A 23,462-nucleotide genomic window follows, 5' to 3' on the forward strand; every position below is an offset into this window, starting at 1 on the left:
CTCCAATTTACCGACGAGCGTCATAGTACCCGAAACTCGCCCGTGCGGACCCCGGGGAGCACGGAAGCAATGAAGCGACCGATCTGAAACTGTTCCCTCGCTTCTGCGGTCGCGATCCGAAGCGACTCCTCCGCGACGTCGGCGTCAAGGTCACCGGTCGGCGGTGCCTCACCTGCAGCGAAGTGCATGAGCAGTACATCGCGCTTTGCGCGAGCACGCAGCTGATCGATGTCAGCCGCGCTGAGATAGGAGGCGGAACCACCGAGCGTCAGCACGGTATCGAAGGTCGTGCCACAGAGCACCCGGCGTCTCTCTGCTTCCGCGTAGGTCGCTGGGTGCAGGCCCGCAATCACGGGATGCTTCATCACCAGCGCATTGAGCATCGCTGTCGACGGGTCGATGCCGACATAGTGCACGGGTTCCACAACACCGAGGTCCAGGGGAAGTCCGGTCCCGCACCCCACATCGAGGGTTCGGCCCAGACGTCCGCCGAATGTCGCACGGATGAGATCCGCGCTCGCGGATTTCTCCGTTGCTGTCATCCCAAAGTTTCGATCCCACACCGTTGCGAGCCCGTCGAAGGCTGAGTCGATGCCCGACACCGTTCGGGGCATGTTCTGGATGCCGTACACGTGGTCGGCCCTGCCCCGGTTGATGATGGTGACACTGTCGTCGACGATGGGGTCTGATGCAGGAACTGGTGACATCAAACATGGCTAGCCGAGAGGGCTGGCCTGGAAGGATGTCATCATGCCCAAGCCGTTCCCCAAGGAGTTCCGCGACGACGTCGTCCGGGTCGCGCAGAACCGCGACCCAGACGTCTCCCTCGCGCAGATCGCGAAGGACTTCGGCGTCCATGTCGGAACTCTCGACAAGTGGATGCGTCAAGCCCGCATCGAAGCCGGCGAACAGCCGGGTGAGACGAAGCAGGATTCCGCCGAGCTGCGCGAGCTCCGTAAGCGCAATCGCCTCCTCGAGCAGGAGGTCGAGGTGCTGCGTCGCGCGACCGCGTATCTGTCCCAGGCTCATCTGCCGGGAAAATGATGTACCCGCTCGTGAGCGAGCTCGCCGCCGACGGAATCCCTGTCGTGGTGTCGTGCCGGGTCTTGAAGCTCGCTCGCCAGCCCTACTACCGCTGGCTACGTGATCCTGTGACAAGCCGGGAGCTCGAGGAGGCGTATCGGGCGAACGCGCTGTTCGACGCGCACCGCGACGACCCGGAGTTCGGGTATCGGCTCCTCGCCGACGAGGCCCGCGAGGAGGGCCAGGCGATGTCGGATCGGACCGCGTGGCGGATCGCATCATCGAATGGCTGGTGGAGTGTGTTCGGGAAGAAGCGGAGCAAGAACGGCAAGAAGTCTGGCCCCGCCGTTCACGACGATCTCTGCGTCGTCATCGACGAGCACGGGCGTGAGCGTCACCGGTTCGTGGCGTCCCGGCCGAACCAGCTCTGGCTGACCGACATTACGGAACACAAAACGAGCGAAGGTCGGCTCTATCTTTGCGCGGTCAAAGACGCCTTCAGCGGTCGGATCGTGGGTTACTCGATCGACTCGAGAATGAAGGCATCACTCGCGGTCCGAGCTGTCCGCAACGCCGTCCGGATGCGCGGAAACGTGAACGGCTGTATCGTCCATTCAGACAGAGGATCGCAATTCCGAAGCAGGAAACTGCGCCGCGAACTTGCCGTCCATAATCTCGTCGGATCGATGGGCAGAGTCGCTTCCTGCGGCGACAACGCGGCAATGGAATCGTTCTTCAGCCTGCTGCAGAAAAACGTCCTGAACCGACGTTCCTGGGCCACGCGCGAACAGCTACGCATCGCGATCGTGACCTGGATCGAGCGGACCTATCACCGCAGGCGTCGCCAGGTCCGTCTGGGCCGTTTGACGCCGATCGAGTTCGAGACCATCATGAACAACGACCTGGCCCTCGCGGCCTAACTAGAACTGTCACCAGTTCCTGCATCAGACCCGTCTTCGCCTCACCTGCCTTGCGAGCGCGCCATGTACAGGCTTGGAGTGTCGGGATAGTTCGCAAAAACCTTGCGGGTACATTTGCGGGTACATTGGCCATTTTGACCCACTGTTCACACGACAAAGCCCTGATGAAAATTGCTTCTCATCAGGGCTTTTCGGTCGGGCTGACAGGATTTGAACCTGCGACCCCCTGACCCCCAGTCAGGTGCGCTACCAAGCTGCGCCACAGCCCGTTGCTGATTCGACCAAGGCCGAGGCAACCCCTCTATATTACCCACACTTTGGACGGCCGGGTGACCACGCACACCCCGCGCGCGTCACGCACCGAGCAACGGCGCGAGAGACCGGCTCATCGCGAAGTTCTGCAGCTCCACTCCGCTGCGCCACACTGTGCGCTCCGCCTCGACGACAAAGCCTCGCGCTTCGAAGAACGGCACGGCCGTCCGGCTCGCAAACGTCGACATCCGCGCGGCGCCACAGGCCAGCGCCTCCCCCATCGCCCACTCGAGCAGCGCGCTCGCGATGCCCTGGCGCGACGCCTCGGGCACGACGAACATGAGGTCCAGGTGGGCGTCGACCCCGGCGGCGGGATCCTGCACGTCCAGCGCCACCAGCCCGACCAACGGGCCGTGCGGGCCGGCAGATGCCACCGAAATGCGCTGCCCGACGCGGGCGGCCACCCACACGGCCACCGTCCGCGACCCGACCCAGGCCTCGACCTGCTCGTCCGAATACGCGTCCCCTGCAAGCCCGCGCACCGACCGCTCGAACACCTCGAGCGTCTCGGCGGCATCAGTGGCAGCGTACGGCCGCACACAGTAGGTCACTCGCGCACCGCCCCGTCGAGCATGCCACGAATGAAGTGCCGCTGCAGCACGAGATACACGAGCACCACCGGCAGCGCCACGAGCACGGCGGCAGCGGCCAGCAGTGCGGTCCCCTGGGTGTACTGCCCCTGGAAGATCGACAGCGCGAGCGGCGCCGTGCGGAACCCTCCGGTGGGCGACAGCACGAGGGGAATGAGGAACTCGTTCCACGTCCACATGAAGAACAGCACGACCATCGTCGTGATCGCGGGCCGACCCATCGGCACGAGGATCGACCAGAGAATGCGCCGCGGGCTCGCGCCGTCCATGCGCGCCGAGTCGAGCATCGAGGGGTGTACGCCGCGGAAGTAGGCGCGCATCCAATACGTTCCAAACGCGATCGACTGGGCGACCTGCGGCAGCGCGACGCCCCACAGCGTGTCGGTCAGGCCGAGGCTGCGGAGGTCGAAGAACAGCGGAATGATGATCGCCTCGGTCGGCACCATGATGCCCGCGAGGAATAGGTAGAACAGCACCGTACTGCCCCGGAACCGCATGGTGCCGAAGGCGTACCCGGCCAAGATGGACAGCACCGTCGCGCTCACGACCACAACCAGAGCGACGAGCACCGACGTCAGCATGTACTGACTGAACCGACCATCGACCCATGCCGCCTGGAAGTTCTCGGGGTGAAACGCCCCGTCCTTCGCCGCCGAAACCGTCGCCGGCGAGAACGCCTCGCGCACGATGAGCGCGATCGGCCCCAGCACGACGAGCGCGAACAGCAGCAGGATCGCGTAGTTCGCGGCCCGCTCGAATGCAGACACCCTCATCGCGCACCCGCCCCGGCTCGGCGGCGCTCGCGGGCAGGATCCTCGCTGCGCTCGCCCACACGGTTCACCGCGAGATTGATGAGGAAGATGAGCAGCGTCAGCGTGATGCCGACGGCGGCGGCCGAGCCGACCTCGCCGCGCTCGAACGCCCGCACGTACACCTCGTAGCTCGGCACGGTCGTGCTCGATCCGGGCCCGCCGCGCGTGGTGACGTAGACGAGATCGAACGTCTTGAGCGACGCGACGATCGTGAGCGTCAGCGCGACGGTGATCTCAGCGCGGACGGCGGGCAAGATCACGGCGAAGAACTCGCGCACGGGGCCGGCGCCGTCGAGGCGAGCCGCCTCGAACTGCTCGCGCGGGATGCGCGCCATGCCGGCGAGCAGCAGCACCGTGACGAGCCCGGTCGAGACCCAGCTGCCGATCAGGCCCACGGCGGGCAGCGCGAAGTCGTAGTCGCCGAGCCAGGCCCGGGCGAAATCGCCAAGCCCGACCGCGCGCAGCATGACGTTCAGCGCCCCGTCCGGCGCGTAAATCTGGCGCCACGCGATGGCGACGACGACCATCGCGATGACCTGCGGCAAGAAAACAATCGTGCGAAACAGGCCGATGCCGCGCACCTTCGCGCGGGTGAGCACGGTCGCGGCGACAAGCCCCAAGACGAGCGGCAGGATCGCGTAGAAGAACACAAACACGAGGGAGTGCAGAAATGCGGCCCGCAGCCGCTCGTCGGTGAAGACGTCGACGTAGTTCTCGAACCCGACGAAGGTCGCGAGCGACAGCCCGTCCCAGTCAAACAGCGACAGGTGCGCGGCGCGGCCGAGCGGGTATAACACCAGGGCGCCGTACACGATGAGTGCCGGCGCCAGGTACAAGTAGGGCCGGAGGGAGCGCGATGCTCCCCCCGGTGACCGGGTTCGCCTATTCGGCGACGAACTCGGCATAGTCGGCCTCGAGCGCTTCGGTGAACGCCTCCGGCGTGATCCTGCCGTCGATCAGCTGCTGCAGCGCCTCGCCGAGGGTGGTGCCAAACGTGGGCGTCGCGTAGTCGAGGTAGGGCAGCAGCACGCCCTCGCTCGTGACGGCGCCGAACGCGGCGTAGACGTCGCGCTGCACTCCGCTGTCGGGCGCGTAGTCCTGCGTGTTCACCACGGGCAGGTTGCCCGTGTCGGCGAGGATCTGCATGGCCTCGTCGCTCGTAATGAAGTCGATGTACGCGGCCGCGGCGTCGGGGTGCTTGGATCCGGTGGTGATGGTGAACGGAATGCCGGTGCCGCCGGTGGTGTGCGCGCCCTCGCCCGCCTTGTTTGCCGGGGTGAAGAAGCCGACGTCGTCGCCCATCGCGTCCTCAAGATCGGCTGCCAACCAGGATCCGCCGATCAGGAAGACGCCGTCGCCCTTGGCCAGGTTCTGCCAGGCCGCGTCGTAGTCGGTGCCGTTGGCGCCCGAATTGAAGTAGCCGGCGGTGCTCCAGCCGGCGAGCTGCGATGCCGCGGCCACGTTCTGCTCGGTCGTCCACGAGGCGCCGGGGTTGCCGAACCCGAGCTTCTGGATCTCCTCCGCGTCGACGTTCGCGCCCTGCACGGGGCCAAACACGTGCACGGCGGGCCACTGCTCGATGTTGCCGAGCTGAATGGGCGTCTCGCCCGCGGCCTTCGCTGCGGCGAGCGCCGTGTCGAACTCTTCCCACGTCTCGGGCACCTCAAGGCCGAGGGCCGCGAGCTTGGGCTTGCTGTAGAACACGCCGACGACCTCGCCGACCTGCGGCAGGCCGTAGATCGAGCCCGAGCCGAACGTCTTCGCGTCCTCGCTGTACCGTGTGTACTGCAGCACGCTCGGCGCGAAGCGGTCTTCCCAGCCGTACGCCTTGGCCCACGGGTCGAGCGAGACCAGTTGGCCGGCGGCCACGAACTGCCCCATCGAGCTGCGCGCGTTGTTCGCCTGCACCACGTCCGGGGCGTCGTCGCCCGAGAGCGCGAGGCGCAGGGTCTTGCCGAGGTCTTCGAACGACTGCGAGTTGCGCTTGATCGTCACGTTCGGGTACTTCACCTGGAACGCGTCGTTCAGCGCCGTCATCTGCTCGTCCTGGCCACCACGCACCTCCTGGTCCCAGATCGAGAGGGTGAGGTCGCCCATTTTCGAAACGTCGGTCTCGACCGTGCGGTTCGGGTCGTCCGTCGCGACCGGGGCGCCCGAACCCGGCGTGCAGCCGGTCAGGATCAGCCCGGCGACGGCGACCGCAGCGAGGGAGGCGAGGAGGGTCCGGGGAGAGCGTGTCATCGCGTTCCGATTCCTTTGTGTCGTGGTGCGTGAGTGGTGAAAGTGTCTGGGGTGCGCGCCCGGTGGGGCGCCGGCCGGGAGTTACTGCCGCGAATCGGGGTGTGGCCGCGGCACATGCGGCAGTTTGAACGTAGCACTTGCGCGGCGGGGCGGCGGCGGGGTGCCGGTGCTCAGCGGCCCATCGAGGAAGGCGAAGCGCTCGGCGATCGCGGCGCGCGCCTCGTCGTGCTGCGCCTCTCGCAAGATCTTCGCGCGCCAAGCGGCGATGTCCGCCCATCCCGGCGAGGCGAGGGATCCGCCAAACTCCTCCACCGCGAGCGCCGCGCACAGCGTGGCGAAGCCCAGCCGGTCGGCCAGCGGCCACTCGCGCAGCGTGCCGGTGATCATGGCCGCGGCGAACACGTCGCCCGCCCCCGTCGAGTCGAAGGGGTTCACGGGAACGGAGGGCACCCGGGCCGTCTCCCCCGTGCTGCCGTCGATCGCGAGAGCCCCACCCGAGCCGCAGGTCACGACCGAGAGCGGCACGCGCTCGGCGAGCGCCTTGACGGCGTCTTCCGCGGAGTCGGTGCGCGTGTACGCCATCGCCTCGACGTGGTTCGGCAGGAAGGCGTGGCAGCCGTCGAGCTGCGCGAGGGTGGCCGCGGACCAGTCCCCCGACGCATCCCAGCCGAGGTCGGCGAAGACGAGCGAACCGCGGCGGGCGGCGGTGCGCCACCAGGGCTCGCCCGGTGCGCCGCCCCGTTCGAGCTCGAGCCCGAGGTCCAACCCCAGGTCAGCGAAGACCGCGCGCGAAGCTGGCGGGTCGCCGACGAGCTCGCTCGTGCGCATCGGTAGCCGGTCGCCGTGCGTGATCATGCTGCGGTCGCCGTGCGTAGACAGCGACACCGTGACGGGCGTGTGCCAACCGGGCACGACGCGCGAGTGCGACAGGTCAATGCCCTCCTGCTCGCCGAGCACCTGCGCGTTCCAGGATCCATACGCGTCATCCCCGATCGCCGCTGCGAGGCCCGTGCAGAGCCCCAGGCGCGCGGCGGCCACCGCGAGGTTTGCGACGCCGCCCGGCAGCGAGCCCATTCCCGCGGCCCACACCTCGGTGCCCGGCTGCGGGTCGGCCGGCAGCCCGGTGAACACGAGGTCGAAGAAGAGGGTGCCCGCGAGGAAGAGGTCGAGGGGTTCGTCGGACGGTTCGGAGTGCTGGCGCGTTCCGGTGGGCTCTGCCACGACGTCCCCCGTCCAGCGATTGGCGGCTTTCGCCGTGTCGACTCGTCGGGCGAAAGCGTCGCCCGGTTTCTCGCCAGAATATCACTCGGTCCTCCCCCGCGAAGTACGGCCTCGGTAGAGTGAACCCATGCTGCAATCGAGCGGATTCGAGGTGTTTCCGGCATGAAACTTACCCTGATTGGCGGCGGCGGGTTCCGCGTGCCCCAGCTGTTCAGCGCGATCGGCGGGGGCGGGCTGGGCCGGGGGCCGGTGGGCGGGGATCCTGCGGGAGCTGGCGCTTCTGGTACTGCCGGTGCCTCTGGTGCCGCTGGTGCCGCGCCGCGGGCCGGTCTCAGCGCCGACTCAGCCGGGCCCACCGTCACCGAGCTCTGCCTGCACGACGTCGACGCCTCGCGCCTCGACACGATGCGCGCGATCCTCAGCCACCTCGCGCCCACCCTGCCGCACCCGCCGCGCGTCACCGTGACGACCGACCTCGACGAGGCGATCACGGGCGCCGGCTTCATCTTCTCGGCTATGCGCGTCGGCGGCATCGACGGCCGCATCGCCGACGAGCGCGTCGCCCTCGACCTCGGCGTGCTCGGCCAAGAGACGGTTGGCCCGGGTGGCCTCGCCTACGCGATGCGCACGCTGCCAGTCGCGTCGCGGTTGGCCAGCCGTGTCCGGGAGCTCGCCCCCGACGCCTGGATCATCAACTTCACCAACCCCGCCGGGCTCGTCACGGAGGCGATGCGCGAGTTCCTCGGCGACCGCGTCATCGGCATCTGCGATACCCCGATCGGGCTCATGCGCCGGGCGACCCGGGTCGCGGGCCGCGGGGTCGGCCTGACGTCGCTCGACCAGGCCTCGCTCGAGCGCGTGTCGTTCGACTACGTGGGGCTCAACCACCTCGGCTGGCTGCGCCGCCTGTCGATCGACGGGGTCGACCAGCTGCCCGCGCTGCTCGCCTCGGACAGCGCGCTCGAGTCGATCGAGGAGGCGCGGCTGATGGGCTTCGACTGGATCCGCGCGATCGGCGCCCTCCCCAACGAGTACCTCTTCTACTACTACTTCGAGCGCGAGGCGACGGCGCGCATCAGCACGAGCGAGACACGCGGCGAGTTTTTGAAGGGGCAGCAGGAGCTGTTCTACGCGCGAGCTCTGGGCGCGAGCCCGGCCGACGCGCACGCGGCGTGGCAAGAGACGCTGCGCGAGCGCGAGTTCACCTACATGGCCGAGAGCCGTTCGGAGGAGGAGCGCGAGGGCCGCGAGGAGGCCGACGTCGAGGACGGCGGGTACCAGCAGGTCGCGCTCGACCTCATGAGCGCGCTGACGGGCGGGCCCGCGGCGACCATGATCCTGAACGTGGCGAACCGGAGTGGTACTGCCGGTCCCGGCCAGCCCGCGCCCCGCGCCGCGGTGCCCGAACTGCCCGACCACGCCGTCATCGAGATCGCGTGCCGCGTCTCGGCGGACGGGGTGCGGCCGCTGCCGATCGCCCCGGTCGCGGGCGACATGCTCGGCCTGATGCAGCGGGTCAAAGCCGCCGAGCAGCTCACGCTGTCTGCTGTGCGACACCGCGATCCTGCCCTTGCCTGGCGCGCGTTCGCCACGCACCCCCTGGTGGACTCGGTGACGGTCGCGAAGTCGCTGCTCGAGGGCTACCGGGCGCGCATCCCCGGTGTCGCGGCGGCGTTCGAGTAGCTGGGGTACCGGCGGCGGTCGCATGGCTGAGGTTCGCATAGCTGGCGGTTGACTGGCCGGACTTCGCATAGCTGACCCGCGTCTTGTTGCCGTTCGGCCTATCCCGCGCCTTCGCATGATTCCGGCCCCACTCAGCGTCAGCCGCTCCACCTCAATCGAGCGCGACACGCCCGGGAATCGAAAGACCCTCGTTCAGTGTCGGTGGTGCAGTGTGCACTCGATACATGGAAGAAATCCAGCCCCGAGACCCGCACCCAGGTGCGAGTTTCGACGTCGCGCGGACATTGATCAGCAGCTACATCCGCGCGGTCGATCTCGACGAGCGAATCGCTCGCGCGGCAGTGGCCTCGCAGTACGAAGCGATTGAGCAGGCTCGAGCATTCGCCGTGAACGAGGGTCGGTTTTCGCAGGAATTTGCGATCCGCAGCCTCACCGCGGAAATTGCCACGACGCTGGGTCTGCACGAAGCGACCGCGGTCACCCTCATCCACGAGGCAGAGGCACTCGTACAACACTTCCCCACCACGCTGCAGTCGCTGTCCGAAGGCTCCATTTCTCGGCAGCACGTGCGCGTGCTGTTGCACGAGGCCTGGTCGCTCCCCCTCGAGAGGCGCGGCGAGTTCGAGCGGCTCGCACTGCCCCTCGCCCAAGACCTCGTACCTACCCGGTTCCGTCGAGAGGCTCGGAAGCTGCGTGAGCGCATGCATACCGAGTCCATGGCCGAGCGACTCAGGCTCGAGCGGGCCGAGCGGAAGGTGACGGTCGAGCCCGGACGCGATGGAATGTCGTGGCTCACCCTCTACCTCCCAACTGACCAGGTCGCGGCGATCTCAGCCCGGCTCGATTTCATGGGGCGGCGTACCGCTTCCGATGACGACCCGCGCACCCGGGCACAGCGCGAGGCTGATATCGCATCGGATCTGCTGCAACACGGCACGGTCGATCGCGATGTCGCCGCGAGCTCGGCCGCCGCCGGGTCTGTGGGCTCGGTCCGACCGACAATCTTCGTGACGGTTCCCGTTTTGACCTTGCTGGGTCGCTCGGACGAGCCGGCCTCCCTCGAAGGCTTCGGCCCGATCGACCCCGACACTGCTCGGGAGCTCGCGGGCGATGCAGCGTCGTTCTTCCGCATCCTCACCCACCCAGAGACTGGCACGTGGATGTCGTACGGCCGCGACGCCTATAAGGTTCCCGCCGACCTGCAACGGTTCATCCGGCTTCGCGACGGCGTGTGCCGCTTCCCGGGCTGCACCCATCGCGCGATCACGGGCGAGAACGACCACACGGTGGACTGGCAGGACGGCGGCCACACGAGCGTGGAGAACCTGGCGTCCCTCTGCAAGAAGCATCACCGGTTGAAGCACAACTCGGACTGGCGGGTCGCCCAGCTCGCCGACGGCATCATCGAATGGACCTCGCCCGCTGGCCGCACGCATCGCACGAGCCCGGACAGCGATTTCGGTGGCATTCACGAGGCAACGCCCGCCCGGCCGACACCCACTCCGCCAGAACGCGGCCTGCTTCCCACTCGACCGCCGAGACGAGAGGGTCTCCCGCCCAGCGTCCCCGGACGGCGCTCGAGTTCCGCTCGCCCACCGGCCGAGGCGGTCATTCGCGCAACGCCCGGACTGCCGCACCGATCGCCGCCGAGACGCGAGAAGTCGAAGGCGCGAGTGAGAACGCCCATCCCGAACGACGAAGACCCACCCTGTTGACCTGGCAGGTCGGGTCATCTCTACCCTGAGTTCACCACCCCGCGTCCCGACGCGACCCGGTCAAGGCGCGCTCGCATCCGCCTGTGAAAGACTCGAACCATGAGCGGTCCGACCTCGCAGCCCCGTGACCCCGGCGACGCCTGGGTCACCCTCCCCGACGGCAGCGAGGTGTGGGGGCTGTTTGGCGCGGCCGGCCTGCTCGCGATCGATGCCGAGCGCGGCGTGCTGCTGCAGCACCGCGTCGCTTGGAGCCACCATGGCGGCACCTGGGGAATCCCCGGCGGCGCCCGCAACCAGGGCGAGAGCGCCGAGGCTGGCGCGATCCGTGAGTCTCAGGAAGAGGCGGGGGTGCCCGACGGCGCCGTCCTGCCCCGCTTCACCCACGTCTACGACCGCGACGTCTGGACCTACACGACCGTCGTCGCCGACGTCGTCCGCCCCTTCGAGCCGGTCATCACCGACCCCGAGAGCCTTGAGCTGCGCTGGGTCCCCATCGATGAGGTCGACTCGTACCCACTGCACCCCGGATTCGCCGCGTCCTGGCCGATGCTGCGCGAGCAACTGGACACGCGCCCCGCGCTCGTCGTGGACGCCGCGAACGTCGTCGGCTCGGTGCCCGACGGCTGGTGGCGCGACCGCCGCGGGGCCGGTGAGCGCCTGCGCGACCGCCTCGCCATCGTCGCCCGCGAGGGCATCCCGGCGGCCGAGCTCGAGCTGCCCGGCGATCGCTGGCACCCCGAGATCGTCATGGTGGCCGAGGGCACCGGCCGCGGCATCGTGAGCGTCTCGCCGCACGAAAACGTGCCCGGCGTCATCGAGTTCGACGAGTCCCGCAACTTCCCGAGCTACTTCGGCCACGACGGGCTCGGCGGGGTCACCCTGGTCGAGGCCCCCGGCCACGGCGACGACACGATCGCGGCGGTGACCGCGCGCCTCGTGCGCGACGGCCGACAGGTCTTCACCGTCACGAGCGACCGCGAGCTCGCCCAGCGCGCCAAGACGGCGGGCGCACAGGTACGCGGCACCGGCTGGCTGCGGGCATTCACCGACTAGCTCGTCCGGCAGGATCCTGCCCGGTCAGCCGCGCTTTCTGAGCGCCGCGAGCACACCCGCGACGATGAGCCCCTGGCCGAGCGTGTAGGTCACCATGACGGCGGGGCTCGTCCAGTCGGGCATCGCGTCGGGCAGGAAGAGCCGGAACGCGAGGATCGAGTCGGAGGCCAGGAACCACACGCCGCCCCAGGCCACGATCGGGCCGCAGCGCGAGGCCGATACCGCGGTCGCGCCGAGCACGAGTCCGTACGCGGCGATGCCCCAGAACAGGGCGCCGGTGTGCGGGCCGAGGACGGCGAGCAGCACGACGTACCAGGCGACGTAGGCGAGCGCCCAGAGCGGCGGGCGGCCCCGCCCGAGGCCGCGCGTGCGCCAGAACAGCGCGATGTAGACGATGTGGGCGACGCCGAACCACAGCAGCATCATGGGAAGTTCGGGCAGCCCCGGGAAGAAGGTGCCGGCGCCGTCGCCGAGCCACGAGGCCGCGATCGCCGCGAGCAGGGCGATGACTGCAGCACGCGGCCACGGGCGAAGGCCCGCAGTACCCCACACGGCGGCGAGCGCGAGCGTCGGCATCAGCAGCAGCTTCGTGGGCCCGGCGATCGGGTGCTCGAGCGCGAGGAGCACGACATGGATGATCGACACCACGATGTACGGCACAAACGAGAGCCAGGCTCGGGCGGCGCGGGGTGCGGTTTCCGGAAACACGGCTGGGGCTGGGGTTGCTGGGTTACTCACGTGTCTCCTTTGACAACGTTCTGGCGGCTACAGCCGCTTGCTCATCTTGATGCTGACGGCATCGCTACCGGTGATCTCGTACCCGAGCGCTTCGTAGAGGCCGCGGGCCGCAACATTGAAGCGGAAGACGCTGAGGCCGAGCATCGTCGCGCCCTCGGAACGAGCGTAGGCCTCGGCGAGCCGCATGGCCGCGCGGCCGTGCCCCTGCCCGCGCTGACCCGCGTCGACGACGACGTCCCACACCCACCAGGAGGTCGGGTCGTCCGAGTGGTCCTCGCCGACCCACAGGTACCCGACGATCGCGCCATCGCCCGCGACCAGGTCGAACACGGCGTTCTCGGCGCTCGGGGCTCCCCCGGGGAACTCCTCGGCCATACTCTCGGCCGCTCTGCGCCGAGCCTCCCCCGGGGCGACTCCGGTCGTGACGAGGTCGGCCGCGTACTCCGCGATGCTGCGCTCCACCCACGCAGGGAACTGGTCACTGCTGATCGGCGCCAAGCGGAGGGTCATGCGTCAAGAATGGCACAGGCCCCGCGGGTGCCAGGGTCGGTGCGCTACGCCCCGGCCTGCAGCTGTGCCATGAGCCCCGCGGCGTCTTGCTGGATCCAGTACTCCGCAATCAGTCCCCGCTCGACCCGGTACACGGCACTTCCGATTGTGGTGATGGGGCGCCCGGTCGGCGAGAACCCCTCGATCTCCCCGGAGTGAGTGCCGTGCTGGGTCCATCGCGCATACACCTTCACCCCGTCGACGATGAGCTCGTCCACCACCAGCTCGAATGCCCCGAATTGCTCGGTCATCTCGCGCACGTGCTCCGCATAGTCCTGCGGGTCGCGCTGAATGACAGATCCCTCGGGCGCCCGCACCTGGTGCGCGAACACGGTCGGGGCGAGAAACTCGCCTGCCCGTTCGGGTGCGGCGCCGCTGCGAACGACGTCGAGGAACTGGCGAACGGTGTCATGGGTGCTGCGATTCACCGGGCCAGCCTAGCGCTCACCGGTCGCGTTCTCGGTCTCAGCCGGGGCGCTCGGCGCTGCGGGTGCGACCCCGCGCCGCGGCCCCGCCAGCGCCGGCTCCTGCCGGAACTGCCCCGTGAGCACGAGCACGACGACGGCCACCGCCACCACGCCCCACGCCACGACGCCGATGGGGCCGACGATCGCGAGATCCAGCGGCGCCCCCGCCATCGCGAAGAGCAGGATCGCCCCGCCGCCCGCGTTCAGCGCGCCGTGGGCGAAGACCGCGGGCCAGACCGATCCGGTGCGCAGCCGCGTCCATCCCAGCAGCACGCCCCAGGCGACGCAGCCGCCGACCATGAAGGCCACACCGGTCCAGTCGGTGCGCGCGAAGTTGTAGCCGAGCAGGATCATCGGCGAGTGCCAGAGCCCCCAGATCACGCCGGAGATGATGAGTGCGGGCCAGACCCCGAGCGGGCGGAGCGCCGGCAGCAGCCACCCGCGCCACCCGATTTCTTCTCCGAACGTCGCGAAGATGTTGAACACCGCGCCGACCGGAATCATGATCAGCTGCGTCACGACGAGCACGCCCATCGGCGGCAGGCTCGACATCAACTCGGGCGGCACACTCTCGCTGAGCAACGCCGCAAACCCCGAGAACCCCGAGAACCCCACGAGATCAAGCTTCGCGAGCCCGAAGGCCGCCGAAAGCAGGATCCCGACCGCGATCAGCACCAGCGGACCGAAGATGGCGGCCACGCTGAACCAGATCACCCGCTTCGCGGGGCGGAGTGGCCACAGGCCGAGGTACCGGGCCCGCCCGTTTGCAGGCGCCCGCATCGCATAGACCACGACCAGGGTGGCGAGCGCCGGCGTGTACATCATGACGACCGGCAGCACGCCACCGAAGGTCGCAAAGTCGCCGTCGTTCAGCCACACGGGCAGAATCGCGAGCCACGCGAGCCCGCACGCGATGAGCACGAAAGCGGTGACGGCGCCCCAGCGCACGCGCTCCCCCGGCGCAGTGCCCGGCGCAGGTGGGACGGGGCCATCCGCGACCGCGGCGGGTGGCACGACGGCGGGTGGCACGGCGCACGCGGGCACAGCGACCTCCGCCGGCTCTGCAGGGTTCTCGGCACTCATGACGGCTCTCCTTTGAGTCCAGGTTCAGTTTCGCTGGTGGTCTGGCTGCCAGGCACGACCGCCTGCAGCAGCCCCGCGCCGGTCGCGGCGTCGTCGACGGTCACGACGAAGGTGCGTCCGCTAGTCAACGTGACCTGGATCCCTTCGCCGCCGCGCATCAGCACGCCGGTGCTGCCGGGGATGAAGCGCAGGCCCCAGCCACCGTATTCCGCCATCGGGGCGACATCGACGACGGCGACCGCGGTGATCCTGTCGGGGGTGTAATGAAACGCAGGCCAACCGACAAGTGAGCGCACCAGCAGCCCGCGCGAGTCAATGCGCACGCGATACACGGTGCACGTCACGATGCCGAACACGATGATGAGGCTCACGAGCAGCATGAGCCACCACACCTCGGTGCCCGCGGCGAGCATGACGGTAGCGCTGACAAGGAGGGCGAGGGCGAGCAGCCCGAGCGACACGAGGGCTCCGGTTCCCATGCGGGTCTCCGCGATCCAGACGGCGCGCTCCCCGGGCGCCAACTCGATCGGCGCCCCGGTCACGGTCGGGCGCGCGAACTCGGCCTTCGGCTGCACGAACCAGGCGATCACGCCGATGACGAGGGCGCTCGCGAGCCCGGCCCACAGCATCGGGTCAACGTTGCCGGCGTCGGCCGCGTCGGCCAGCCCGCGCTGTATGCCGACCATTCCGACGAAGAGAACGGTCAGGAACACCGCCATCGCGGGGCCCATCGCCCCCATAAGCCGCTGCGACCAGCCCCAGGTGTCGGGGCGTTGACGGGCCTCGAGCCAGACAATGCCGCCGAACAGAGCGGTCATGCCGAGCCCCATGCCGAGCGTCAGCCACACGGCCGCCATCGGCGACGAGAACCCTGTGGGCCGCGGCCCACTGCCCCAGTGCGTCGCGATGGGATCAGGCAGCTGCGGCAACCACGCGATGATGACCGCAGTGCCCGCCAACACGATCAGCGTCGGCGCGACGATCGCGACCCAGAAGAAGACCCGGCGGGCGGTCGCCACCTCGGCCCGAGCAGCCTGCGTGATGTCGGTCATGAGCGTTCCTCCTGGCGGTGATCCAATTGCGCGTAGTCCTCTTGCACGATCGCGGCGAGCGTCTCGCGGGTGACGCCGAGCGCCGCGGCCTGGGCGACGAGCGCCCGAACCTCGCGGTGGAGCTCGGACAATTGCCCCGCGGCCTCGGTGACGACGGCCCCACGGCCGCGCCGCAGATCAATGAGGCCCTCGTCGCGCAGCTGCTGATAGGCGCGCAGCACGGTGTGCATGTTGATGCCGAGGCCTGCGGCGACGTCGCGCGCAGTCGGCAGGCTCGCCCCCGGCAGGATCCTGCCCCGAACCGCGTCAGCGCGGACCGAGCCAGCGATCTGCTCGTAAATGGGGCGATCGCTCGTGGGGTCGATCTTGATGAGCATCGCACCCTCCCCTCAAAGCAAGCTTGTTATAGGCAAACTATAACTAGAGAGGAGCGCAGGGCGCAAGGCATCCACTTCCCCGGGCACGCAAAAGGCCGGGCACCCGGTACGAATACCGGGCCCCGGCCCTGTGCGCGACAACGCGGCAGTAGCTACCGGTTGCGCTCGCGCTTCTCGCGAATGCGCATGTTGATCACGATCGGCGAACCCTCGAAGCCGTACCGCTCGCGCATGCGGCGCGTGATGAAGCGGCGGTAGCCCTGGTCGAGGAAGCCCGTGGTGAACAGCACGAACGTCGGCGGGCGGTTCTGCACCTGCGCGCCGTACATGATGCGGGGCTGCTTGCCACTGCGCAGCGGGTGCGGGTGCTCCTGTGCGAGCTCGGCGAGGAACGCGTTGATCTTCGCGGTCGGGATGCGCTCGTCCCACGAGGCCAGCGCGGTCTCGAGGGCGGGAACGAGCTTCTCGAGGTGACGACCGGTGCGAGCCGAGATGTTGACGCGCGGGGCCCAGGCGACGTGCGCGAGATCCTGCTCGATCTCGCGGGTCAGGTAGCGACGGCGGTCATCGGTGAGCAGATCCCACTTGTTGAACGCGAGCACGAGCGCGCGGCCCGACTCGAGCACGAGGTCGATGATGCGGATGTCCTGCTCGCTGATGACCTCGGTGACGTCGATGAGCACGACGGCAACCTCAGCCTTTTCCAGCGCGGCCGCGGTGCGGAGCGAGGCGTAGAAGTCCGCGCCCTGCTGCATGTGCACGCGGCGACGGATGCCGGCGGTGTCAACGAAGGTCCAGACGCGTCCGGCGATCTCGACCTGCTCGTCGACCGGGTCGCGGGTCGTGCCCGCGAGCTCGTTGACGACGACGCGCTCTTCGCCAGCGGCCTTGTTGAGCAGGCTCGACTTGCCGACGTTCGGGCGGCCGAGGATCGCGACGCGGCGGGGGCCCCCGACGAGGGGCTTCGCGATTGCGGACTCCTCGGGCAGCGACTTGATGACGAGGTCGAGCAGGTCTGCGACGCCGCGGCCATGCAGCGCCGAGACGGCGTGCGGCTCGCCCAGGCCGAGCGACCAGAGCTGTGCAGCTTCGGGCTCGAGGCGGGCGTCGTCTACCTTGTTGGCGATGAGGAAGACGGGCTTGTTCGCGCGGCGCAGCAGGCCCACGACGCGCTCGTCGGTAGCCGTGGGGCCCACGCGGGCGTCGACGACGAACAGGACGGCGTCGCACAGCTCAATGGCGATCTCCGCCTGCTGCGCGACCGAGAGGTCGATGCCCTTTGCATCGGGCTCCCAGCCACCGGTGTCGACGAGCGAGAAGCGGGTCTCGTTCCACTCCGCCTGGTAGGTGACGCGGTCGCGGGTCACACCGGGGATATCTTCCACGACGGCCTCACGGCGACCGAGGATGCGGTTCACGAGCGCGGACTTGCCGACGTTCGGGCGCCCCACGATCGCAACCACGGGCAGCGTCTTCGGGACCTCGGTAATGAAGCCCTCGATACCCTCTGCATCGAGCAGCGCGAGGTCGTCCTCGTCGAGGTCGAGGTTCGCAAGGCCCGCACGCATGGAGCGCAGGCGCTCGTCGTCGGTCACCGCGTCGCCCTCGTAGACAACCTCGGGGGCAGCTACTGCGTTTTCGTTAAACTCCACCTCGGCGCCGTCTGCGCCAAACGTCTCGTCGTGTTCACTCATTCGTATCCTCCTGGGATGCGTTGGCCGGGAGCGCCTGAACGATGCTGATAACAGCGTCCACCGATCCCTCGAAATCTAGGTCGCTCGTGTCGACGAGCGTGACGCCGGGCGCCGGGTTGAAGAAGTCCACGACCTGCGCGTCCTTCGCATCGCGCGCGGCGAGGTCTGCCAGCACCTGCGCGGCGTCAGAGCCGGACAGTTCGCCCGAGCGGCGCGCGGCGCGCACCTCTGGCGATGCGGTGAGCAGGATCCGGACCGGGGCGTCGGGCGCCACAACGGTCGTGATGTCGCGGCCCTCGATGATGACGCCGGGCAGGCCCGACTCGGCCACGATACGACGGAACATGGCGTTCAGTCCCTCGCGCACGCCAGGGTGGCGCGACACATGACTCACCTGCCCGCTGACCTTCGGGTCGCGAATCGCGTCGGTCACGTCGTGTGCGCGCGTGATCGCCGCGACGTCGCCAAGGGCGGGCGGCAGGGTCACCATGATCTGCGGCTCGCCGAGCAGCGTGCTCGAGTACCCCCAGCGCGACAGGATCGCTTCGACGGCTTCTGCATCATCGAGGTCCGCACCCATTTCGAGCGCCGCCCACGCGAGCGCGCGATACGCGGCGCCGGTGTCCAGAATGCCAAAACCGAGGCGACGGGCGGCCTCGCGCGAGACGCTCGACTTCCCGCTTCCCGCGGGGCCATCAATTGCGACGAGCACGGGGGCCACGACGGGCGCGGTGGCGTCAGCCAGTGCAGCATTGGTCACAGCGTTCTCCATCCGCGGTCTGAGAGGTCCTTGGCGGCGCGATCCGCCACCTCTGGCAGCACCGCGATCTCCGCGAAGCCGATCTGGGCGCCCGGCGAGTGCTCAAGGCGCAAGTCTTCCATGTTAATGCCCAATTCTCCGAGCTCGGTGAGTAGTCGCGCAAGCTCACCCGGCCGGTCGTCCACGAGCACCGTCAGCGTCACGAAACGCTCGGTCCGGCCGTGCTTGCCCGGGATCCTCGCGACGCCCCGATTTCCGGCGGCCAGCAGGTCGGCGATCTGTCGCTTCGACCCGGGCTGATCGGCGCCGCGCAGCGCCTCGGTCAGCGCCGAGACGTCCCGCTGAAACGCCTCAAGCAGCTCGACCACGGGTGCGCGGTTCGCGCCGAGGATCTGCACCCAGAGCTCGGGCTGGCTCGCCGCGATGCGCGTGGTGTCGCGGAGCCCCTGGCCCGCGAGGCCCACCGCGGCGTCGTCCGCGTGCAGCAGGCGCGCGGCGAGCAGGCTCGACACGATCTGCGGCAGGTGCGACACGAGGCCGACCGAGCGATCGTGCTCTTCCGGCGTCATCTCGAGCGGTGAGGCGCCGAGCTCGAGCGCGAGCGCCTCCACGATCGCGAGGGCGGCCGCGGGGGTCTCCCCGTCGCGGCAAATCACCCAGGGCCGGGCGACGAAGAGGTCGGTGCGGGCCATGATGGCGCCGCCGCGCTCGCGCCCCGCCATGGGGTGCGAGCCGATGTAGTTCGTGAGGTCGACGCCGCGACGCGTCAGCTCGACGAACGGGGCGAGCTTGACGCTCGCGACGTCGGTGACCACCGAGGTCGGAAACGCTGCGAGCGCGCCCTGCACCGCGTCGGCCGTCACGTCGGGCGGGGTCGCCACGACGACGAGCTGCGGATCGGGGTCACCGGCGACCCGGGCCCGGCCCGCGCCATAGTCGATCGCGAGCGCGAGCGCCGTCGGCGACGCGTCGTCGAGCGTGACGTCGACGCCGCGCTCGGTCAGCGCGAGTCCGACGCTCGCGCCGAGCAGGCCGGCGCCCACGATGTGCACCGGCCCGGCCACGCGGCTGACGCGCGCGTCCCCCGCTACGGCGCTACTTCCGCCGTCGATGTTGTTCGAGAAACCCAGTACGCTCATCGGCCACCGCCGCTGCGTCGATCCTGCCCGGGGTTGCGCCCATTGCCGCCGCTGCCACCGCGCCCGCCAAAGCCACCGCCGCGGCCGGAGAAGCCTCCGCCGCCGGGGCCGTTGCCGCCCGAGCGGCCGCCATCGCGGCCTTGGCGCGAGTCGCCCGATCCGCCCGATCCGCCGTCGCCCGATCCGCCGCGCGGATCCTGCCCGGGCTTGCGCGCGTGGGGATTGCCGCGCGACGCGACGCCTCGCATGCCCTTCGCGCCCTTGCCATCGCCGGGGCGACCGCCGGTCACCTCGCCGGCCTTGCGCTCGCGAGGACCACCCTTCCCCCGCGCGCCCTCGCGGGGCGGGGCCGAGACGACCTGCTCACCCTGGGCCGCGGTCAAGAGCGCGCCGCGCTCGGCAGCCGAGAGCTCGCGCATCTCGCCGACCATCAGGGTGCCGAGGTGCAGCGGGCCGAACTGGCGACGCACGAGCTCAATCACGGGGTGGCCGACCTCGGCGAGCATGCGGCGCACGATGCGGTTGCGGCCCGAGTGCAGCGTGAGCTCAACGAGCGAGACCTCGAAGTCGGGTGCGCCCGGCACGATCTTCGCGGAGTCGACGCTAATGGGGCCGTCCTCAAGCTCGATGCCGTCCTTCAGTTTCTGGATGGTCGCGGCGGTGACCCGCCCCTCGACCTGAGCGACGTACGTCTTCTGCACGCCGAACTTCGGGTGCGCGAGGGCGTGGGCGAGATCGCCATCGTTGGTCAAAATCAAAAGGCCCGAGGTGTCGGTGTCGAGACGACCGACGTTGAAGATGCGCTCTTCGAACTGGTCGGTGAACTCGCGCAGGTCGGGGCGGCCGTTTTCGTCGGACATCGTCGAGACGACGCCGCGCGGCTTGTTCAGCACGAAGTAGCGCTTGGACACGTCGAGCTGCACGATCACACCGTCGACCCGTACCTCGTCGGTTCCGGGCTCAATCCGGCTGCCGAGCGAATCAACGACCTCGCCATTGACGCGCACGCGACCGCTCGTAATGAGTTCCTCGCACGCGCGGCGCGAGGCGACGCCCGCCGAGGCGAGCACCTTCTGCAGGCGCACGCGGGTGTCGTCGCCGGGGCGGTTCTCGCCGATCTCGGTCTCGCCGACGCGCCAACCGATCGGCTTGTCCCAGCCAAACGCGGCCATGTCGACATTCATCTTCTGGCCGTCGACCTCAATCGATCCGCCGAAGTCTGCGGGGTTGTCGTTGTCCTCGTTAGAACCGTTCATGGTCAAACCCTTCTCGTCCATCATCGAGCATCGGCGCGATCGGCGGCAGCTCGTCCAGCGAGCCAACCCCCAAGTGTCCGAGCAAAGTATCTGTGGTGCCGTACAGGATCGCACCAGTCTCGGGATCCTGCCCAGCTTCGGTGATCAAGCCGCGCCCCACCAGGGTGCGCACGACCGAATCGACATTTACGGCGCGAATCGAGGCGATTGCCCCGCGCGAAATCGGCTGCCGATACGCAATCACGGCGAGCGTCTCGAGCGCCGCCTGCGAAAGCCTCGCCGGACTTTGCTGTTGCACGAAGTCGGCGATGATCGGGTCTAATGATTCTCTCACGTAAAAGCGATAGCCGCCCCCGACCTCGCGCAGCTCAAATCCGCGCTCGGGGCCGGAGCCCTTTCCGTCGTAGTCGGCGGTGAGGAGCTCGATCGCCCTCCGGACCTCGCGCACGGGTCGATCGGTCGCGGTCGCAAGCCCCACCGCGCTGATCGGCTCGTCCGCCACCATGAGCAACGCCTCGAGCTGCTGCTCCAGGGTCGCGCCCTCGCGGGCACGCGCGAGGGCGCTCGGGGCCACGGCAGGATCCTGCCCGGTCGCCTCGAATTCCACGGTCGAACTATCCGTCATAGTCAGCTCCCAATGTCGCGAGGTCGTCGTCCGACCACCCCTCGCTCGTCCAGCGCACGGTCAGCTCGCCGAGCGGCTCGGGCTGTTCGAACGTCACCGCCGAGCGGCGATACAGTTCGAGGATCGCGAGGAAGCGCGCCACCACGACGCCCTTCTCGCTGACGCCCGCGATCATCTCTCGGAACGAATGCATGCCGCCGCGGCGCAGCATCGAAACGACAATCGCCGCCTGCTCACGAATCGATACGAGCGGGGCGTGCAGGTGGTCCAGGCCGACGACGGGGATCTCGCGGGGAGCGCAGGCGAGGGCTGCGAGCGTCGCGAAGTCGGCGGCGCTCAGCGTCCAGACCAGCTCGGGGCCTTGATTGCGGTAGCGGGCGTCGAGGGGCACCTGACGCGCGTGCCGGCCGGCCTCCGCCTCGAGGTTGCCGCGGAACCAGGCGCTCGCCTCCTTGAACGCGCGATACTGCAGGAGGCGGGCGAACAGCAGGTCGCGGGCCTCGAGCAGGGCCACGTCCTCGGCGTCGACGACCTCGCCCTGGGGCAGCAAGCTCGCGATCTTCAAATCGAGCAGGGTCGCGGCGACGACGAGGAACTCGGAGGCGCGGTCGAGCGCGCCGAGCCCCTCTTCCGACTCGAAGCGCGCGAGGTACGAAATGAACTCGTCGGTGACGAGGCTGAGTGACACCTCAGTGATGTCGAGCTCGTGCTGCGAGATGAGGCTCAACAGCAGGTCAAACGGACCCTCGAAGCCGTCGAACACGACGCGGAACTGATCGCTTTGTGGCGCGACTGCCCCGGCCGACGCGCCTCGCGCGCCCGGCTTCGGGTTCGTGTCGAGCGCTGTCATCGGGGCGGCCTTAGGCGACTGCGCCCCGCTGCACCAGTTCTCGCGCGAGCTTCAGATACGCTTCCGAAGCCGCGTTCGCGGGGGCATAGTCGAGCACCGATTTCGCTGCGATCTGGGCGTCGGGCAGCTTCACGGTGCGTCCGATGACCGTGTCGAAGACCTTGTCGCCGAAGGTGTCGACGACGCGCTCGAGCACCTCGCGGGCGTGCAGGGTGCGGGGGTCGTACATGGTGGCAAGAATGCCGTCGAGCTCAAGCTGCGGGTTCAGGCGGTCCTTGACCTTGTCGATCGTCTCGATCAGCAGGGCGACACCGCGCAGCGCGAAGAACTCGCAGGCGAGCGGAATGAGCACGCCGTGGCTCGCGGTGAGGGCGTTCACGGTGAGCAGGCCGAGCGACGGCTGACAGTCGATCAGCACGACGTCGTAGTCTGCCGAGACCTTGCGCAGCACGCTGCCGAGGATCTGCTCGCGGGCGACCTCCGAGACGAGGTGCACCTCGGCGGCCGACAGGTCGATGTTCGCGGGGATCACGTCGAGGTTCTCGATCGTGGAGCGCTGAATCGCGACCCGCGGGTCTTTCTCGTGGCCGAGCATGAGGTCGTAGATCGTGGGCACGTCATGGGCCTGCACACCGAGGCCGGCGGAAAGCGCGCCCTGCGGGTCGAAGTCCACCGCGAGCACCCGACGGCCGTAGCGTGCAAGCGCGGCGGCGAGGTTAATGGTGCTCGTCGTCTTGCCGACGCCACCCTTCTGGTTGCACATCGCGATGATGCGCGCAGGGCCGTGGGTGGTGAGCTTCGGCGGCACGGGGATGAAGCGGTCCGGTCGCCCCGTGGGGCCCAGCTTCGCTTCGGCCTGTGCCATGTCATTTCCTCGCTCTTCGCCCGCCAATTGGTGCAGGGAACATCCTATCGTTCACGCCGACCGCGACCACATCGGCCCGCGGTCGGCGTGAACTTCAGGAACGGGCTCGGCTAGCGCCGTCCTCGCATGCTGCGCGCCCTGAGCAGCACCGCCCCGGCCACGAGTGGCGCCGCGGCGGCGAGGGGTGCGGCCTGAGCGAGGGCAGGATCCGTGCCGGGCACGACCGCCGCCACCAAAGTACCCCCCAGCCGAGTCCGCCGACGTATCGTCGTCGTTGATGCCATGGTCGTCCCCGCCATTCCGGCGAGTCCCGCGTGCGCGTTCGAGGATCGCCAAATCCCCCGAAATACTCGAAACAGGGACGATACACCTGAAACGTGATATTCAGACGCGAACCAAACATGGGCGGCGATCGCAGACTGTTACTTCTGCGCGCA

The 23,462-nt window shown here is 68.9% G+C and carries 23 protein-coding genes, 1 tRNA gene and 1 pseudogene; 4 read left to right on the forward strand and 21 right to left on the reverse strand.

Annotation, left to right across the window (positions count from 1 at the left end; translation table 11 throughout):
• Positions 1-20: 20 nt before the first annotated feature.
• Positions 21-707: a class I SAM-dependent methyltransferase gene (locus JW030_RS10165; protein ID WP_188046749.1), complete on the reverse strand. Its 687-nt coding sequence runs from the start codon at positions 705-707 to the stop codon at positions 21-23.
• 43 nt (positions 708-750) lie between these two features.
• Here JW030_RS10165 and JW030_RS10170 point away from each other — a divergent pair.
• Positions 751-1,943 (forward strand): IS3 family transposase gene (locus tag JW030_RS10170; RefSeq protein ID WP_188046809.1). Its coding sequence is split into 2 segments (ribosomal slippage): positions 751-1,035 and positions 1,038-1,943, totalling 1,191 coding nucleotides; the frame shifts between segments, so codons are not numbered across the junction.
• Positions 1,944-2,138: 195 nt separating this feature from the next.
• Here the strand turns inward: JW030_RS10170 and JW030_RS10175 are convergent.
• The 6 genes from JW030_RS10175 to JW030_RS10200 all read right to left on the reverse strand — a co-directional run bounded on the left by JW030_RS10175 (position 2,139) and on the right by JW030_RS10200 (position 7,119).
• Positions 2,139-2,212 (reverse strand) — tRNA-Pro (locus tag JW030_RS10175).
• 84 nt (positions 2,213-2,296) lie between these two features.
• Positions 2,297-2,806 carry a GNAT family N-acetyltransferase gene (locus tag JW030_RS10180; RefSeq protein WP_188046684.1) on the reverse strand — a complete coding sequence of 170 codons (510 nt, stop codon included), beginning with the start codon at positions 2,804-2,806 and terminating at the stop codon, positions 2,297-2,299.
• Entirely contained in the window at positions 2,803-3,618 is an 816-nt protein-coding gene (locus JW030_RS10185; protein WP_188046683.1) for a carbohydrate ABC transporter permease, read from the reverse strand. Before JW030_RS10185 ends, JW030_RS10180 begins: the two co-directional genes overlap by 4 nt.
• Complete coding sequence (locus JW030_RS10190; protein WP_188046682.1) at positions 3,615-4,562, reverse strand: carbohydrate ABC transporter permease; 948 nt, start codon at positions 4,560-4,562, stop codon at positions 3,615-3,617. Before JW030_RS10190 ends, JW030_RS10185 begins: the two co-directional genes overlap by 4 nt.
• Positions 4,540-5,898, reverse strand: a complete 1,359-nt coding sequence (locus tag JW030_RS10195; RefSeq protein WP_188046681.1) for an extracellular solute-binding protein — start codon at positions 5,896-5,898, stop codon at positions 4,540-4,542. Before JW030_RS10195 ends, JW030_RS10190 begins: the two co-directional genes overlap by 23 nt.
• Positions 5,899-5,979: 81 nt before the next feature.
• Positions 5,980-7,119 carry a carbohydrate kinase family protein gene (locus tag JW030_RS10200; RefSeq protein ID WP_188046680.1) on the reverse strand — a complete coding sequence of 380 codons (1,140 nt, stop codon included), beginning with the start codon at positions 7,117-7,119 and terminating at the stop codon, positions 5,980-5,982.
• Between the two features lie 162 nt (positions 7,120-7,281).
• Between JW030_RS10200 and JW030_RS10205 the strand changes: the two genes are divergently transcribed.
• The 3 genes from JW030_RS10205 to JW030_RS10215 all read left to right on the forward strand — a co-directional run bounded on the left by JW030_RS10205 (position 7,282) and on the right by JW030_RS10215 (position 11,570).
• On the forward strand, positions 7,282-8,802 hold the full coding sequence (locus JW030_RS10205) for a 6-phospho-beta-glucosidase (RefSeq protein WP_188046679.1): 1,521 nt from the start codon (positions 7,282-7,284) through the stop codon (positions 8,800-8,802).
• Between the two features lie 224 nt (positions 8,803-9,026).
• Complete coding sequence (locus tag JW030_RS10210; protein WP_188046678.1) at positions 9,027-10,517, forward strand: HNH endonuclease signature motif containing protein; 1,491 nt, start codon at positions 9,027-9,029, stop codon at positions 10,515-10,517.
• Between the two features lie 99 nt (positions 10,518-10,616).
• The gene (locus JW030_RS10215) at positions 10,617-11,570 is read left to right on the forward strand and encodes an NUDIX hydrolase (protein WP_188046677.1); all 954 of its coding nucleotides are present in this window, start codon (positions 10,617-10,619) and stop codon (positions 11,568-11,570) included.
• Positions 11,571-11,594: 24 nt separating this feature from the next.
• Here JW030_RS10215 and JW030_RS10220 read toward each other — a convergent pair whose 3' ends face one another.
• From JW030_RS10220 to JW030_RS10285, 14 genes and pseudogenes are all read right to left on the reverse strand, one after another.
• Positions 11,595-12,308 carry a lysoplasmalogenase family protein gene (locus tag JW030_RS10220; protein ID WP_188046676.1) on the reverse strand — a complete coding sequence of 238 codons (714 nt, stop codon included), beginning with the start codon at positions 12,306-12,308 and terminating at the stop codon, positions 11,595-11,597.
• Positions 12,309-12,335: 27 nt separating this feature from the next.
• Positions 12,336-12,818, reverse strand: a complete 483-nt coding sequence (locus JW030_RS10225) for an N-acetyltransferase (protein ID WP_188046675.1) — start codon at positions 12,816-12,818, stop codon at positions 12,336-12,338.
• Between the two features lie 44 nt (positions 12,819-12,862).
• Positions 12,863-13,285 carry an ester cyclase gene (locus JW030_RS10230; RefSeq protein ID WP_188046674.1) on the reverse strand — a complete coding sequence of 141 codons (423 nt, stop codon included), beginning with the start codon at positions 13,283-13,285 and terminating at the stop codon, positions 12,863-12,865.
• Positions 13,286-13,294: 9 nt separating this feature from the next.
• A complete protein-coding gene (locus JW030_RS10235; RefSeq protein ID WP_188046673.1) occupies positions 13,295-14,407 on the reverse strand; it encodes a CPBP family intramembrane glutamic endopeptidase in 1,113 nt (370 codons plus the stop codon).
• Positions 14,404-15,459, reverse strand: coding sequence for a DUF1648 domain-containing protein (locus JW030_RS10240; RefSeq protein WP_188046672.1), 1,056 nt, complete (start codon positions 15,457-15,459; stop codon positions 14,404-14,406). Before JW030_RS10240 ends, JW030_RS10235 begins: the two co-directional genes overlap by 4 nt.
• Complete coding sequence (locus tag JW030_RS10245; RefSeq protein WP_188046671.1) at positions 15,456-15,836, reverse strand: GntR family transcriptional regulator; 381 nt, start codon at positions 15,834-15,836, stop codon at positions 15,456-15,458. The genes JW030_RS10240 and JW030_RS10245 overlap by 4 nt, the downstream gene beginning before the upstream one ends.
• Positions 15,837-15,988: 152 nt before the next feature.
• The gene (gene der / locus JW030_RS10250; protein WP_188046670.1) at positions 15,989-17,530 is read right to left on the reverse strand and encodes a ribosome biogenesis GTPase Der; all 1,542 of its coding nucleotides are present in this window, start codon (positions 17,528-17,530) and stop codon (positions 15,989-15,991) included.
• Positions 17,523-18,302: a (d)CMP kinase gene (gene cmk / locus JW030_RS10255; protein ID WP_188046669.1), complete on the reverse strand. Its 780-nt coding sequence runs from the start codon at positions 18,300-18,302 to the stop codon at positions 17,523-17,525. Before cmk ends, der begins: the two co-directional genes overlap by 8 nt.
• Positions 18,287-19,429 carry a prephenate dehydrogenase gene (locus JW030_RS10260; RefSeq protein ID WP_188046668.1) on the reverse strand — a complete coding sequence of 381 codons (1,143 nt, stop codon included), beginning with the start codon at positions 19,427-19,429 and terminating at the stop codon, positions 18,287-18,289. Before JW030_RS10260 ends, cmk begins: the two co-directional genes overlap by 16 nt.
• Before the next feature lie 335 nt (positions 19,430-19,764).
• Positions 19,765-20,514 (reverse strand): annotated as a pseudogene (locus JW030_RS13530) (pseudouridine synthase); the annotation flags it as partial.
• Positions 20,515-20,671: 157 nt separating this feature from the next.
• Entirely contained in the window at positions 20,672-21,310 is a 639-nt protein-coding gene (gene scpB / locus JW030_RS10270; protein ID WP_188046667.1) for an SMC-Scp complex subunit ScpB, read from the reverse strand.
• Entirely contained in the window at positions 21,300-22,160 is an 861-nt protein-coding gene (locus JW030_RS10275) for a ScpA family protein (RefSeq protein WP_188046666.1), read from the reverse strand. The genes scpB and JW030_RS10275 overlap by 11 nt, the downstream gene beginning before the upstream one ends.
• 10 nt (positions 22,161-22,170) lie before the next feature.
• The gene (locus JW030_RS10280) at positions 22,171-23,025 is read right to left on the reverse strand and encodes a ParA family protein (protein WP_188046665.1); all 855 of its coding nucleotides are present in this window, start codon (positions 23,023-23,025) and stop codon (positions 22,171-22,173) included.
• A gap of 110 nt (positions 23,026-23,135) precedes the next feature.
• Positions 23,136-23,309, reverse strand: a complete 174-nt coding sequence (locus JW030_RS10285) for a hypothetical protein (protein WP_188046664.1) — start codon at positions 23,307-23,309, stop codon at positions 23,136-23,138.
• Positions 23,310-23,462 lie beyond the last annotated feature (153 nt).

Origin of the sequence: Leucobacter sp. CX169 (assembly GCF_017161405.1) — a bacterium.
In the GTDB taxonomy this organism is placed as follows: Bacteria; Actinomycetota; Actinomycetes; order Actinomycetales; family Microbacteriaceae; genus Cx-87.